Annotated in this window: 16 protein-coding genes; 14 read left to right on the top strand and 2 right to left on the bottom strand. The window is 64.9% G+C overall.

Annotation, left to right across the window (positions count from 1 at the left end; genetic code table 11):
• Window positions 1–10: 10 nt before the first annotated feature.
• From nrdR to V1280_RS08960, 8 genes are all read left to right on the top strand, one after another.
• Window positions 11–493 carry a transcriptional regulator NrdR gene (nrdR, locus tag V1280_RS08995; RefSeq protein ID WP_027529969.1) on the top strand — a complete coding sequence of 161 codons (483 nt, stop codon included), beginning with the start codon at window positions 11–13 and terminating at the stop codon, window positions 491–493.
• Window positions 490–1638 (top strand): bifunctional diaminohydroxyphosphoribosylaminopyrimidine deaminase/5-amino-6-(5-phosphoribosylamino)uracil reductase RibD, encoded by a 1149-nt coding sequence (gene ribD, locus V1280_RS08990; protein WP_334521922.1) that lies wholly within the window; start codon window positions 490–492, stop codon window positions 1636–1638. Before nrdR ends, ribD begins: the two co-directional genes overlap by 4 nt.
• A 1-nt stretch (window position 1639) precedes the next feature.
• Complete coding sequence (locus V1280_RS08985; RefSeq protein WP_334521919.1) at window positions 1640–2251, top strand: riboflavin synthase; 612 nt, start codon at window positions 1640–1642, stop codon at window positions 2249–2251.
• Window positions 2252–2339: 88 nt separating this feature from the next.
• Window positions 2340–2831, top strand: coding sequence for a 6,7-dimethyl-8-ribityllumazine synthase (gene ribH, locus V1280_RS08980; protein ID WP_334521916.1), 492 nt, complete (start codon window positions 2340–2342; stop codon window positions 2829–2831).
• Between the two features lie 3 nt (window positions 2832–2834).
• A complete protein-coding gene (nusB, locus tag V1280_RS08975) occupies window positions 2835–3347 on the top strand; it encodes a transcription antitermination factor NusB (protein WP_334521912.1) in 513 nt (170 codons plus the stop codon).
• Window positions 3348–3521: 174 nt separating this feature from the next.
• Entirely contained in the window at window positions 3522–4520 is a 999-nt protein-coding gene (gene thiL / locus V1280_RS08970) for a thiamine-phosphate kinase (RefSeq protein WP_334521909.1), read from the top strand.
• 238 nt (window positions 4521–4758) lie between these two features.
• Complete coding sequence (locus V1280_RS08965) at window positions 4759–6879, top strand: sodium-translocating pyrophosphatase (RefSeq protein WP_334521906.1); 2121 nt, start codon at window positions 4759–4761, stop codon at window positions 6877–6879.
• Window positions 6880–7402: 523 nt separating this feature from the next.
• Window positions 7403–8074: a transposase gene (locus V1280_RS08960; protein WP_334521903.1), complete on the top strand. Its 672-nt coding sequence runs from the start codon at window positions 7403–7405 to the stop codon at window positions 8072–8074.
• Window positions 8075–8309: 235 nt separating this feature from the next.
• On the opposite strand, the gene V1280_RS08955 is transcribed toward V1280_RS08960, so the two are convergent.
• Both V1280_RS08955 and V1280_RS08950 read right to left on the bottom strand, forming a co-directional pair.
• On the bottom strand, window positions 8310–9311 hold the full coding sequence (locus V1280_RS08955; protein ID WP_334521900.1) for a Bug family tripartite tricarboxylate transporter substrate binding protein: 1002 nt from the start codon (window positions 9309–9311) through the stop codon (window positions 8310–8312).
• Window positions 9312–9428: 117 nt separating this feature from the next.
• Window positions 9429–9914 (bottom strand): outer membrane protein assembly factor BamE, encoded by a 486-nt coding sequence (locus V1280_RS08950; RefSeq protein ID WP_334521897.1) that lies wholly within the window; start codon window positions 9912–9914, stop codon window positions 9429–9431.
• A 98-nt stretch (window positions 9915–10012) separates the two neighbouring features.
• Between V1280_RS08950 and V1280_RS08945 the strand changes: the two genes are divergently transcribed.
• The 6 genes from V1280_RS08945 (at window position 10013) to V1280_RS08920 (ending at window position 14552) form a co-directional block, all read left to right on the top strand.
• Window positions 10013–10567: a ubiquinol-cytochrome C chaperone family protein gene (locus tag V1280_RS08945; RefSeq protein ID WP_334521894.1), complete on the top strand. Its 555-nt coding sequence runs from the start codon at window positions 10013–10015 to the stop codon at window positions 10565–10567.
• On the top strand, window positions 10564–11139 hold the full coding sequence (locus V1280_RS08940; RefSeq protein WP_334521891.1) for a YceD family protein: 576 nt from the start codon (window positions 10564–10566) through the stop codon (window positions 11137–11139). Before V1280_RS08945 ends, V1280_RS08940 begins: the two co-directional genes overlap by 4 nt.
• A 295-nt stretch (window positions 11140–11434) precedes the next feature.
• Complete coding sequence (plsX, locus tag V1280_RS08935) at window positions 11435–12496, top strand: phosphate acyltransferase PlsX (RefSeq protein WP_334521888.1); 1062 nt, start codon at window positions 11435–11437, stop codon at window positions 12494–12496.
• Window positions 12493–13473 (top strand): beta-ketoacyl-ACP synthase III, encoded by a 981-nt coding sequence (locus V1280_RS08930; protein ID WP_334521885.1) that lies wholly within the window; start codon window positions 12493–12495, stop codon window positions 13471–13473. The genes plsX and V1280_RS08930 overlap by 4 nt, the downstream gene beginning before the upstream one ends.
• A 134-nt stretch (window positions 13474–13607) precedes the next feature.
• A complete protein-coding gene (locus V1280_RS08925; RefSeq protein WP_027548240.1) occupies window positions 13608–13949 on the top strand; it encodes an integration host factor subunit alpha in 342 nt (113 codons plus the stop codon).
• A gap of 24 nt (window positions 13950–13973) precedes the next feature.
• The gene (locus tag V1280_RS08920; protein ID WP_334521881.1) at window positions 13974–14552 is read left to right on the top strand and encodes a MerR family transcriptional regulator; all 579 of its coding nucleotides are present in this window, start codon (window positions 13974–13976) and stop codon (window positions 14550–14552) included.
• Window positions 14553–14611 lie beyond the last annotated feature (59 nt).

The raw sequence follows: 14611 nt of genomic DNA, 5'->3' as shown, positions 1-14611 counted from the left end.
AGGTAAACGGATGCGCTGCCCGAACTGCAACAGTCTCGATACGCAGGTAAAGGACTCGCGTCCGACCGAGGATTCCTCGGTCATCCGCAGGCGGCGCGTGTGCGTCGCCTGCGAATTCCGCTTCACCACCTTCGAGCGCGTGCAGTTGCGCGAGCTCACGGTGATCAAGCGCAACGGCCGCCGTGTGCCGTTCGACCGCGACAAGCTGATGCGTTCGGTGTCGATCAGTCTGCGCAAGCGGCCGGTCGAGCCGGAGCGGGTGGAGAAGATGGTCTCCACCATCGTGCGCGAGCTCGAGACCGGAGGTGAGGCCGAGATCTCCTCCGAGGTGATCGGCGAGACCGTGATGGAGCATCTGCGTACGCTCGACGACGTCGCCTACGTGCGCTTCGCCTCGGTCTATCGCAATTTCCGCGAGGCCAAGGATTTCGCCGACGTGCTCGGCGAGCTCTCCGGTGAGGAGGAAGCGCGGCTCGCCGCGATCCGCAAATGATCTTCCGCATCCTGGAGGATCAGTTCGCCCAGAAGATCCGCGAGACCAAGGATTCCGATCGCCGCTTCATGCAGCTTGCGCTGTCGCTCGGGCGGCGCGGGCAGGGGCGGACCTGGCCCAATCCGGCCGTCGGTGCCGTCATCGTCAAGGACGGCGTGATCGTCGGCCGTGGCTGGACGCAGCCCGGGGGGCGCCCGCATGCCGAGCCTGAGGCGTTGCGGCGCGCTGGCGAGGCAGCGCGGGGTGCCACGCTCTATGTCACGCTCGAGCCCTGCTCGCATTTCGGCAAGTCGCCGCCTTGCGCCGACGCTGTGATCGCCGCCGGCATCAAGCGGGTGGTGGCGGCGATCGAGGATCCCAATCCGGAAGTCGCAGGGCAGGGCCATGCGCGGTTGCGCGCGGCCGGCATCACGGTGGATGTGGGTCTGTGCGCGGCGGAGGCCGCGTTCGACCACGCCGGTCATTTCCGCCGCATCCGCGATCACCGCCCGCACGTCATCCTGAAGCTCGCGGTCTCGCCCGACGGCAAGATTGGCGCTGCCGGCGGCAAGCCGATCGCGATTACGGGCGAAGCCGTGCGCAATCGCGTGCATCTCCTGCGCGCCTCGGGCGACGCCATCCTGGTCGGCATCGGCACGGTGCTGGCGGATGATCCGCAGCTCAATTGCCGTCTGCCGGGCATGGAAGCGCGCTCGCCGGTCCGCGTGGTGCTCGACCAGAGCCTCCGTATTCCCGCATCAAGCCAACTAGTTCGTACCGCGCGCGAGACGCCGCTCCGGGTGATCGCTTCCGAACTGGCGGAAGCGGCAGCCGCAACCCGCCTCGGCGCGGCCGGTGCGCAAATCATGCGCATGCCGCCTAACGGTGCATCCGGGCTCGATCTTCCGGCCGTGCTGCATGCGCTGGCCGAGAAGGGCATCACGCGGCTGATGGTCGAGGGTGGCAGCCGCGTTGCGGCTTCGTTCGTGGCCGCCGACCTCGTCGACGAAATCTGGCTGTTCCGCGGAGCGGAAGAGGTCGGGGCCGGCGGCGTCGATGCGCTCGATGCATTGCCCCTGTCGAAAATCACGCAGTCGCAGGTCTACAAGGTTCATGCTAGCGAGACATTCGATCACGATACTCTCACCATCTACGAGCGCGCCTAACATGTTCACCGGCATTGTCACCGATATCGGCGAGATCGTCAGCTTCAAGCCTGTGGCGCAGGGGCAGCTGCACCGGCTGCGCATCGCCTGCAGCTATGATCAGACCACCATTGCCGACGGCGCCTCGATCGCCAGCAACGGCGTGTGCCTGACCGTGGTTGCTTCCGGCGTCGCAGGCGACAAAACCTGGTATGACGTCGATGCGGCGGCCGAGACGCTGGCGCTGACGACGGCAAAGCACTGGAAGCTCGGTACGCGGCTCAATCTCGAGCGCGCGCTCAAGATCGGCGACGAACTCGGCGGTCACATCGTCGCCGGCCATGCCGATGGCATCGCAACCATCGTCAGCCGCGAGGACCTGCCCGACATGGCAAGGTTCGAGCTCTCCACCACGCGGGAGCTGGCGCGGTTCATCGCCACCAAGGGCTCGATTACGCTCGACGGCGTCTCGCTGACGGTTAATACGGTGAGGGACGTGACCTTTTCGGTGCTGATCATCCCGCATACGCTTGATGTCACGACGATCGGCGGCTGGAAGGCGGGGACTGAGGTCAATATCGAGGTCGATTTGATGGCCCGCTATGCGGCGCGGCTGACGGAAATGACGGTTTAAAACTTGGCTTACCCGCCTGCGGCGACTACATAACGCGCCGACCCAAGAGACGACTTCAAGCGACGACTTCACGAAACGGATTGAGACGATGGCAGACGCGCGGCGCGCACCCCTGAAGGACCAGACCGACATTTTCGGCGCGCGTGCGCTGATTGTCGAGGCGCGGTTCTATGACGATCTCCAGGACGCGCTTCTGGACGGCGCGGTCACCGAGCTGAAGGCGGCCGGCCTGACCCATGACGTCATCACGGTTCCCGGCGCGCTGGAGATCCCGGCGGCGATCGCGATCGCGGTCGACGCGGCTGCGGCCAATGGCAAGCCCTATGACGCGGTGATTGCGCTTGGCTGCGTGATCCGCGGCGATACCATCCATTTCGAGATCGTTTCGCAGGAATCCTCGCGCGCGCTGATGGATCTTGCGGTGGCGCGCAAGCTGCCGCTCGGCAATGGCATCCTCACCGTCAACAATGAGGACCAGGCCTGGGCGCGGGCGCGCGCCAGCGAGCTCAACAAGGGCGGCGATGCCGCGCGCGCCGCGATCGCGATGCTGCGCATCAAACGCCGCATGGCGCGGGCCTGAGCCATGGCTGATCCTAAGAAAACGGCTGACACCAGGAAACCGGCGGGACCTGCGGAGAAGAAAGCGAACCGACGCGGTGCGGCACGGCTCGCCGCCGTCCAGGCGCTGTACCAGATGGACATCGCTGGCGCCGGCATCAACGACATCTTTGCCGAGTTCGAGAGCCACTGGCTTGGCAACGAGGTCGAGGGCGACACCTATTTGCCGGCGGAAGCCGCGTTCTTTCGCGACGTCGTCTCCGGCGTCGTGCGCGACCAGAAGAAGCTCGATCCTCTGATCGACGAGGCGCTGTCGAAGGGCTGGCCCTTGAAGCGGATCGAGGCGATCCTGCGCGCGGTGTTGCGGGCAGGGGCTTACGAACTGGAGCACCGCAAGGATGTGCCGGGCCGCGTCGTGGTCTCCGAATATGTCGACGTCGCCAATGCCTTCGTCGACCGCGAGGAGACCGGCATGGTCAACGCGGTGCTCGACCAGATCGGCCGGCAGTTTCGCGGTGATGAGTTCGGGCGGGGGTAGGGCGACGCAGGGCGGTGAATTGATGCGATGCTGCTGCCCCATACTCTGGTGTCATGCCCCGCGAAGGCGGGGCATCCAGTACGCCGCGGCCTATCGATTTCATACGAACGTCTCTGGAATACTGGATCGCCCGGTCAAGCCGGGCGATGACAGCGGTATGTGTGGCCGACGCCGATGACCAATCAGCAAAACCCCTCCGCCGAAGATTCCCTCATCGCGCGCTATTTCAAGCCGCTGGCGACTGATCCCGGTGCGTTCGGGCTGGTCGATGACGCCGCGATCCTGTCCTCGTCCGGCGACGACATCGTCGTCACCACCGATGCCGTGGTCGAGGGCGTGCATTATCTTGCCACCGACCCGCCAGACACTGTCGCGCGAAAAGCGCTGCGGGTGAATCTGTCTGATCTTGCCGCCAAGGGGGCTGCGCCCGCCGGCTTCGTGCTGACGCTGGCGCTGCGCAGCAAGGAGGATGCCTGGCTCGGGCCGTTTGCCGATGCGCTCGGCGAGGACGCCAGGAGCTTCGGCTGCCCGCTGCTCGGCGGCGACACGGTGTCGACGCCGGGACCCCAGATGATCTCGATCACCGCCTTCGGCCGCGTGCCGAAGGGGCGGATGGTCGGCCGCACCGGCGCAAAACCAGGTGATCGCATCCTGGTGACCGGGACGATCGGCGATGCCGCGCTCGGCCTCGATGTGCTCACCGGCGGCGCGGCGGCCACAGCGCTGACGACCGATCCAGCTGCAAGAGAAGCGCTGATCTCGCGCTATCGGATCCCGCAGCCGCGCAATGTGCTGGCGCAGGCCGTGCGCGACCACGCGACTGCGGCGATGGACGTGTCCGACGGGCTCGCCGGCGACCTGACGAAACTCTGCGCGGCGTCCGGCGTCTCCGCCACGCTCAATGTGGCGAGCGTGCCCCTGTCACCCGCTGCGGCCGGCCTGGTCGCCCGCAAGGCTATTTGCGTTGAGACGCTGCTTGCCGGGGGCGACGACTACGAGGTGCTGTGCACGGTACCGCCGGCACAGAGCGATGCGCTGATGGAAGCGGGGCGGGCAGTGGGTCTGACCGTCACGGCGATCGGCACCATCGTCGCGGGCCACGAGCGGCCGCGCTTCCTGGATGGGCAGGGCCAGGAGTTGACCTTGAAGCGCCTGTCCTACAGCCACTTCTAGCAATTGCGCCAAGCCGGCGGCCAGCCGCTCGGGATTAGGTCTAAATACTTGCTGAGATCGGCTTTTTCGGCCTCATCCGGCGTTGCACCCTCAATTTGATTTTGGCAAGCTTGTGACCGACCAGGGCCACACCTTCGTGCAAGGGGCGGCCCTGTTCAACATAAGGGCGCCACACCGCTTGACGGAAAAACAAAAGGCGCCGGGGGTACGTACATCAAGGATCTGAGGCAAAAATCACATGACAGCATTATGGTTGATTGTGCTCTGCGGAGTGCTTTCCGTCGTCTACGCGATTTGGGCGACGTCTTCGGTGTTGAGTGCGGATGCGGGGTCACCGCGCATGCAGGAGATCGCGGGAGCTGTGCGTGAAGGCGCACAAGCCTATCTCCGGCGCCAGTACACCACGATCGGCATCGTCGGCATCGTCATCTTCGTGCTGCTTGCCTATTTCCTTGGGCTTTATGTCGCGATCGGCTTCTTGATCGGCGCCGTCCTGTCGGGGGCGGCCGGTTTCATCGGCATGAACGTCTCGGTCCGCGCCAACGTGCGCACCGCCCAGGCCGCGACGACGTCGCTCGCCGGCGGCCTCGAGCTCGCCTTCAAGGCGGGCGCGATCACCGGCATGCTGGTGGCGGGTCTCGCGCTGCTCGGCGTGACCCTCTATTTCGGCTTCCTGGTCCACTCGCTGAAGCTCGCGCCCGACAGCCGCACCGTGGTCGACGCCCTGGTGGCGCTCGGCTTCGGCGCCTCGCTGATCTCGATCTTCGCCCGTCTCGGCGGTGGCATCTTCACCAAGGGTGCGGATGTCGGCGGCGATCTCGTCGGCAAGGTCGAGGCAGGCATCCCGGAGGACGATCCGCGCAACCCGGCCACGATCGCCGACAACGTCGGTGACAATGTCGGCGACTGCGCCGGCATGGCCGCCGATTTGTTCGAAACCTATGCGGTGACCGCGGTCGCCACCATGGTGCTCGCGGCGATCTTCTTCGCCAAGACGCCGATCCTCTCCGACATGATGACGCTGCCGCTCGCCATCGGCGGCATCTGCATCATCACCTCGATCATCGGCACCTTCTTCGTGAAGCTGGGGCCGAGCCAGTCGATCATGGGCGCGCTCTACAAGGGCCTGATCGCAACCGGCGTCCTGTCGCTGATCGGCATCGCCGGCGTGATCTACTACCTGATCGGCTTCGGCAAGCTCGACGGTGTCGACTACACCGGCATGGCGCTGTTCGAGTGCGGCGTGGTCGGCCTCGTCGTCACCGCGCTGATCATCTGGATCACCGAGTACTATACCGGCACCGACTATCGCCCGGTGAAGTCGATCGCCCAGGCGTCGGTGACCGGTCACGGCACCAACGTGATCCAGGGCCTCGCCGTCTCGATGGAAGCGACCGCGTTGCCCGCGATCGTGATCATCGCCGGCATCCTGATCACCTACAGCCTGGCCGGCCTGTTCGGCATCGCGATCGCGACCGCCACCATGCTGGCGCTGGCCGGCATGGTCGTCGCCCTCGACGCCTTCGGACCGGTGACCGACAACGCCGGTGGCATCGCCGAAATGGCGGGCCTGCCGAAGGAGGTGCGCAAGTCGACCGATGCGCTCGACGCGGTCGGCAACACCACCAAAGCAGTGACCAAGGGCTACGCGATCGGCTCCGCCGGTCTCGGTGCCCTGGTGCTGTTCGCGGCCTACAACCAGGACCTCAAGTTCTTCGTTGCAGACTCCGCCCACCATACCTACTTCGCCGGCGTCAATCCGGATTTCTCGCTGAACAACCCCTACGTCGTGGTGGGCCTGCTGTTCGGCGGCCTGCTGCCATACCTGTTCGGTGCGATGGGCATGACCGCAGTCGGCCGCGCGGCCAGCGCGATCGTCGAGGAGGTGCGTCGCCAGTTCCGCGAGAAGCCGGGCATCATGCAGGGCACCGACAAGCCGGACTACGGCAAGGCGGTCGACCTGCTCACCAAGGCGGCGATCAAGGAGATGATCATCCCCTCGCTGCTCCCGGTGCTGTCGCCGATCGTCGTCTACTTCCTGATCTACGCCATCGCTGGCGGCGGCGCGGCAGGCAAGTCGGCGGCGTTCTCGGCGGTCGGCGCCATGCTGCTTGGTGTGATCGTGACGGGCCTGTTCGTCGCGATCTCGATGACCTCGGGCGGCGGCGCCTGGGACAACGCCAAGAAGTACATCGAGGACGGTCATTTCGGCGGCAAGGGCTCTGATGCCCACAAGGCCGCCGTGACCGGCGACACCGTCGGCGATCCCTACAAGGACACGGCGGGTCCCGCGGTGAACCCGATGATCAAGATCACCAACATCGTGGCGCTCTTGCTGCTGGCGGTCCTGGCGCACTGAGCGGCACGAACGACACAAGACAAAACCCCGCGGCGCGAGCCGCGGGGTTTTTGGTCTTTGCCGAGCATGATCTGCAGCATGGAGTTTGGCCGCCGCGTAGAAGTCAACCGAAGGGTACACCAGGTGGAGGAATCCGCTGAAGGCCCGAACGATGGATGTCAGTAGAAAGGCAATCTCGCGCGCGTATGCGACCGCATCTCAGTGGAAGCTGATCTTTGGCACCGGAAAAAGCTGGGTGGATGGAGTGACTTGCCTGCCGCAGCTCGAAGAGAAGGCGAATGCACAAATCGGGATTTATTGGCGCGAACAGTGCTCCCGGATCTAGCTTCACTTCATTGGCTACAAGTCGATTACCGAGCTTACGCGGAAGTCGAGGCCGCCTGTGGGGCCACCTAATTGGCACCAAGCAACTTGTCGCGGCGGACCGCCGAAGCTTACGTAGACCGGCCTCCGAGAAAATGTGCGCCATTACGGTGACAGTGCACTCAATTGACCCGGCCCGCATTTTGGGGCATGCTTGGTCATGGCCCGTCTCGCCCGCGTCGTCATTCCCGGTCATCCGCACCATGTCACCCAGCGCGGCAATGGCCGGGCGCGGACGTTTTTCGGCGACGACGACTACGCCCTTTATCGGGATCTGCTGGCGACGAATTGCCGGGCGGCCGGGGTCGAGGTGTGGGCCTGGTGCCTGATGCCGAACCATGTGCATCTCATCCTGGTGCCATCCGATACCGATGGGCTGCGACGCGCGCTCGCGCGCGTGCATCGTTCCTATGCCGGCGTCATCCAGGCGCGGCGCAAGCGCACCGGCCATTTCTGGCAAGGCCGGTTCGGCGCCGTCGCGATGGACGAAGACCATCTTGCGGCGGCGCTGCGCCACGTGTCGCTCAATCCGGTGCGCGCGAGGCTGGTCAAGCGGGCGCAGGACTGGCGATGGTCGAGCACGCGCGCGCATTTGCGCGGCAAGGATGACGGCGTCACCGCCCTGGCGCCGATCCGCGAGCGTTTTCCGGAGTTCGCCGATTTCCTGGCGACCGAACCGGAAGCCGATCTGTTCGGGGCGTTGCGTTCAGCGGAGAGCATCGGCCGCCCGCTCGGAGATAACCGCTTTCTCGCCCGCATCGAACGCCAGACCGGCCGCGTCCTCAAGCCAGCCAAGCGCGGGCCCAAGCCGTCTGCGGAGAAGGACGGATGAATTTAGTGCACTGTCATCCTGCGCGTTGGCCCAATTGGCGTTGTCCGTCGTTGTCTTGCGAAGACCACCCTTGCCGTAGTTGCCGCGCTCCTTGCCCCTTTGCCGCTAATTTGTTCGACGCGGCAATAGCTTGATCGAGCGGACCTCGTGCCGGCGAGCAACTGTGGTTCTACTGTGCATGGGGTTGTTTTTCACTTTTTGCCGAAGGCGTGGCCCAGCAGGGAGGGGGCGGCGCCTACTGCACGTCCATCTGCAGGCCTTCCTTCTGGATGATGCCGGCGAATTTCTTCGTCTCGGCGTCCACGAAGTCGGAGAATTGCTGCGGCGTGCCGTAGTCGGCGCGGGCGCCCATGGCGGTGATCTGCTTCTTCATGTCGTCGCGCTCGAGCATCGCCTTGACCTGGAGATTGAGCGCTTCAACCACGGGCGCAGGGACGCCCTTCGGCAGAAACACCGAGAACCATGACGACACATCGAAATTCGCAAGCTCCGGCGCGCTCTCGCGCATGGTCGGCAGGCTCAGTGCGAGATCACTCCGCTCGGTCGTCGTGACACAGAGGCCGTTGAGCGTGCCGTTCTGAACCTGCGGCAGGCTCGGATAGAGATTGTCGAACAGGATCTGGATGTCGCCGGCAAGCGCGGCCTGAAGCGCCGGCCCGGCGCCACGGAACGGGATGTGCGTCATCTTCAGCCCGGTGAGCTGGAGGAACCAGGCGCCGGTGAGGTGAGGGCTCTGGCCGACGCCGGAGGAGGCGTAGCTGAGCTTGTCCGGATTGGCCTTGAGAAAGCCAATCAGCTCGGCGACCGACTTGATGCCGGTCTTCGGATGCGCCGACACGATGTTCGGAATCCGGATCATGTTGGAGACCGGCTGGAGCTGGTCCGGCTTGTAGCTGAGGTTCTTGAAGATGCTGTAGGCGATCGCGTTCGGCCCGGGATTGCCGATCAGGATGGTGTGGCCGTCGGCCTTGGAGCGAACGACTTCGGCCGTCCCGATCGTGCCGCCGCCGCCCGAACGATTCTCCACGACCGCGGTCTGGCCCCAGGCGGACTGGAGATGGGCTGCGAGCAACCGCCCCATCACGTCGGTCGAGCCGCCGGCCGCAGCCGGCACGATGATTCGGATGTTCTCGGTCGGCTTCCAGTCGGCAAGGCTCGATCGCGGCAGGATGGCTGCGGCCGCAAGACCAGCGGTACCGGCGAGCACGCGACGACGCGACAGAACTTTGTTGGGCACGAATCCACTCCCTGCTTCTTGTTTTGCAGAGAGCGTATGGAACCCGGCGTGCAACGGCAAGTCGCACGCGGCCGCAAGCGCCGCACCAACGGCGGCACGACGCCGCAGGCTGAAGGCTCAGTTAAAGCTGAGCAGCTTGAACAGCGGAGCGAGGTAGCTCATCTCCTGACCCGACGTCGGCGTGGTCCGGCTGATGGAGTCGAAGATCTTGCCGTCCTGGAGGCCATAATTCGCAAGCCGGCGCACGCGCCGGTTCTTGTCGAAATAGACGGCGATGACGCGCTGGTCGACCACCTTCTGGTTCATGAAGGCGACCATGCGCTCCGAGCGCTGCGAGATGTAGTAAAACACTTCACCGTCCAGCGTCGCGACCGTGGACGGCGTGCCCATCACGATCAGCACCTGGTCCTGGCTCGCGCCGATCGGAATCTGCTCGAGCGCGCCGGGCGGCAGGATGTAGCCCTTCTGGAATTGCTCGCCGGTGCATCCCGCAAGGGCGCCACCGACCAGAGCCACGGCCGCGAGCATGCGCAAGCCGCGCCAGCGTGCATAAAGGCCGCGCCGCTTGTCTGCGCGCCGGCTGGTCTGGTTCGATATCGTCATAGTGGAACTGATTCCGTCCCCTTGCGTCGCGCGAGGCGCTGAAGTACCGGGCGGAGGCTCTGAATGCAACTCGCGCGCGCCCGCTTGCGGAAACCACAATGCTTTGGCCGTTCAATCACTTCAGGAAACCCCGGCTAGCCCCGGCCGGCACCATTGAGGCCATCTATGGCATGATCGTGACGCAGGCGCGAGAACCCATATTTTACCGGGACTTGGGCGTGCCTGATACGGTTAATGGCCGTTTCGACCTGTTGCTGCTGCACCTCTGGCTGTTGCTGCGGCGGCTGCGGACTGTCGCCCAGGGTGGGGTGGAGCTGTCGCAGGCCCTGTTCGACCGATTCTGCGAGGACATGGACGATAATCTGCGCGAGATGGGCATCGGCGATCAGACCGTCCCGAAGCGGATGCGGGCCTTCGGCGAGGCCTTTTACGGCCGCGTCCAGGCTTACGACCAGGCGATCGACACGGACGCCGAGGCGCTGGCGCAGGCGATCTGCAAGAATATCTTGAATGGCGTTGGGATGGACCACGCGCGGCGGCTGGCCGCTTACGCGGTGGCCGCGAATGCGGGTCTCGGCCAGATCGACGATTCCGCGCTGTTGCTCGGATCCTTTAGGTTTCCCGCGCCGCTTGCGGAGGATGAGACGTCATGAACCGACCGACGACCGGACCCGACCCTTGGCGCGTGCCCGTGATGGTGGCGCATATTCCTGATACTGGCCTGCACCGTGAGCTCGACGCCTCGGCTGCGGAGCGACAGGCGATGGCCGATCTCGCGGGCGTGCGTGAGGTCCTGTCGGCCCATGCTGACCTCGAAATCGTGCCGAAGAGCGGCGGCCGGATCCAGGTCACGGGCCATGTGCGGGCCCGAGTCGGCCAGACCTGCGTTGTCACGCTCGATCCGATCGAAAGCGAGATCGACGAGGATATCGACCTGACCTTTGCCCCCGAGGCCGAGGCGCGGCGGCTGGCCGACCTGATCGAAGAGGGGGGGGACGAGAAGGAGCCCCCGGAGGTCGCCGATCCGCCGGAGGCCATCGTCAACGGAATCATCGACCTCGGCCGGATCGCGACCGACGCGCTGTTCCTGGCGATCGACCCGTATCCCCGCAAGCCGGGGGTCGTGTTCGAGGCGGAGGTCACCGCACTCGATCCCGAGGACCATCCGTTCGCGGCGCTCAAGGCGCTGCAGGACAACAAGCAGGGCAAGAAGAAAGGCAAATAGCTGGGCATTCCCGTAACACCGCTTTGCTACGGGGTGTGAGGTGTTTGCGGGGCTGGTTTGAAAAGACGCCTCAACTATCTGATTCATCAGAAATTCTTGTGAATTCGAGCATCCGCCGGCGGATCGCCCTTGATCCAAAAGGCTGGGGGCAAGAGGTTGTTTCGGGATAACAAAACGCTATTGTCCGCCCGGTTCGGGCGCGGCGTGGCGCTCGGCCGGTCGCCATGTCCATGGCGAACCCATTTCGCGGTCCCGCTAGCGGACGACCGCGCCAGACCAGGTTTCCGGGATTTTGATGCCAAGCAAGGTTCGTATCGCGCTTGACGCCATGGGGGGCGACGTCGGCGCCCCTGTCGTCATTCCGGGCGCGGCCATCTCGCTTGGCAGGCATCCTGAGACCGAGTTTCTGCTGGTCGGGGATTGCGCCCGAATCGAGCCCGAGCTCGACCGCCACCCCAGGCTCAAGGCCGCGTCCCGCATCATCCATACCGACGTTGCCGTCAGCATGGAGGACAAGCCGAGCCAGGCGCTGCGGCGCGGCCGCAAGACGTCCTCGATGTGGCTTGCGATCGACGCGGTGAAGAAGGGCGAGGCGGATGTCGCGATCTCCGCCGGCAATACCGGCGCGCTGATGGCGATGGCGCGCTTCCATCTGCGCACGCTGCCGGGCATTGATCGGCCGGCAATCGCGGGGATATGGCCGACGATGCGCGGCGAGTCCGTGGTGCTCGATCTTGGCGCCACCATCGGGGGGGATGCGCATCATGTGGTCTCGCTCGCGGTCATGGGCGCGGCGATGGCCAGCGTCTTGTTCAGCAAGCCCCGCCCTACGGTCGGCCTGCTCAACATCGGGACCGAAGAGATCAAGGGTCACGAGGAAATCCGCGAGGCGGGCGAAATCCTGCGCGCGATGAACCTGCCGGGGCTCGATTATATCGGCTTCGTCGAGGGTGACGGCATCGGCAAGGGGCTGGCCGACGTGATCGTGACCGAGGGGTTCAGCGGCAACATTGCGCTCAAGGCGGCCGAGGGAACTGCGCGCCAGATGGCGGAACTGCTCCGCGACGAGATGCAGCGGACCTGGATGTCCAAGCTGGGCTATCTCTTCGCCCGCGGCGCCTTCCAGGCCCTGCGCAACAAGATGGATCCCAACAAGTCCAATGGCGGGATGTTTCTTGGATTGAAAGGGGTCGTGGTCAAGAGCCATGGCGGAATTAACGCCGAAGGCTTTGCCTATGCGATCGATGTTGGTTATGAGATGGCCAAATTCGATCTTCTGAACAAGATCAATCAGATGCTCAACCGCGATGGGGGTGCGCTCAGTTCTGCGTCAGTCGCGCCGGAGGATGTTTCGTGACCAAGATTCGTTCGGTCGTGCTGGGCTGCGGCTCCTATCTGCCGGAGCAGGTGGTGACCAATGCTCAATTGGCGGCGCGCATCGACACCTCCGACGAGTGGATCGTGCAGCGGACCGGCATTCGCGAGCGGCACATTGCGGCCGACGGCGAGTTCACCTCGCATCTTGCGATCAAGGCGGCGCAGGCCGCGCTCGCCGACGCCGGCGTGGACGCACAGTCGATCGACCTGATCGTGCTCGCGACCTCGACGCCGGACAACACGTTTCCTGCGACCGCGGTTGCCGTGCAGCACGGGCTCGGCATCAATCACGGTGCGGCTTTCGACCTCCAGGCGGTGTGCTCGGGCTTCGTGTTCGCGCTGGCGACCGCCGATAATTTCCTGCGCTCTGGCGCCTTCAAGCGCGCGCTGGTGATCGGCGCCGAGACCTTCTCGCGCATCCTCGACTGGAACGACCGCGGCACCTGCGTGCTGTTCGGCGACGGCGCCGGTGCGGTCGTGCTGGACGCGCAGGAGCAGCCGGGCAAGGCCGCCACCGACCGCGGCGTGGTGACCACGCATCTGCGCTCCGATGGCCGCCACAAGGCAAAGCTGTTCGTCGACGGCGGGCCGTCCTCGACCCAGACGGTCGGCCATCTGCGCATGGAGGGCCGCGAGGTCTTCAAGCATGCGGTCGGCATGATCACCGACGTGATCGTCGACGCCTTCGAGGCGACCGGGCTCAATGCCGACAGCATCGACTGGTTCGTGCCGCACCAGGCCAACAAGCGAATCATCGACGCCTCCGCCCACAAGCTCCATATCGCGCCGGAGAAGGTGGTGCTGACGGTGGACCGTCACGGCAACACCTCCGCCGCCTCGATTCCGCTGGCGCTGTCGGTCGCGCGCAAGGACGGCCGCATCAAGCGCGGCGACATGGTCCTGCTGGAGGCGATGGGCGGCGGCTTCACCTGGGGCTCCGCGCTGGTGCGCTGGTAAAGCCACATTCGATAAAATTTTGCCGGAATTGGCCGCGATTATCGATGCGTCTGCATTGATGAGCGCTGTTGACCGCCGTAACGTAAGCTCATAATTTCAGACAACAATTGTTCGCCGTGATGTGGGGCAGGGCGATGACCGATCAAAGTAAAACCGTAACGCGTGTTGATCTCTGCGAGGCCGTCTACCAGAAGGTGGGGCTGTCGCGCACGGAATCGTCCGCATTCGTGGAACTCGTGCTGAAGGAGATCACCGACTGCCTTGAGAAGGGCGAGACGGTGAAATTGTCCTCGTTCGGCTCCTTCATGGTCCGGAAGAAGGGTCAGCGCATCGGTCGCAACCCGAAGACCGGCACCGAAGTGCCGATCTCGCCGCGCCGGGTGATGGTGTTCAAGCCGTCGGCGATCCTGAAGCAGCGGATCAATTCCCAGCATCGCACCAATGGCGATGCCAGCAAGGCTCAACCCGAGGCGTAATCGCCTGCGCGAAGGATTTGGCACTTGGACAAGGCGCCGGATGCGTTCCGAACCATCAGCGAAGTAGCGCAGGAACTCGACATTCCGCAGCACGTGCTGCGATTCTGGGAGACGCGATTCTCCCAGATCAAGCCGATGAAGCGCAGCGGCGGCCGCCGCTACTACCGCCCCGACGACGTCGATCTGCTCAAGGGCATCCGCCGTCTCCTCTACGGGGAGGGCTACACCATCCGCGGGGTGCAGCGGATCCTGAAAGAGCACGGCGTCAAATCGGTGCAGGGCCTGGCCGACGGCTCGGCCGCGGTCTCCTTCGGGGCGATCGAGGACGCCATCGGCGCCAGCCTGATAGAGCCGGACGACGAGGCACCCATCAAGGGCGTCACGGATGCCGACGAGGACGACTACCAGGGCGACGAAGAGGAGGGCATCGACTTCCGCTTCACCGAGGTCGACGACGAGGACATCCTCACCACCTTCCGCAAGGGCGGCACCGCCGCCGCGCCCGCCGGCCCCAGCGCGATGGACCGGGAGCGACTCGGACGGGTCCTTGCCGACCTCGTCGCCTGCCGGGAAATGCTCGATCAGGCGCTGAAGGACGGGTAAGGGCCTTCTCGTCGCCTTTGTACTCTGTTCCCAGGGCTTTGGGCCAAGACACCAAAATG

The sequence above is a fragment of the Bradyrhizobium sp. AZCC 2230 genome (genome assembly GCF_036924495.1).
Taxonomy (GTDB): Bacteria; Pseudomonadota; Alphaproteobacteria; order Rhizobiales; family Xanthobacteraceae; genus Bradyrhizobium; species Bradyrhizobium rifense.
This window is presented reverse-complemented; position numbering and strand designations above follow the sequence as displayed.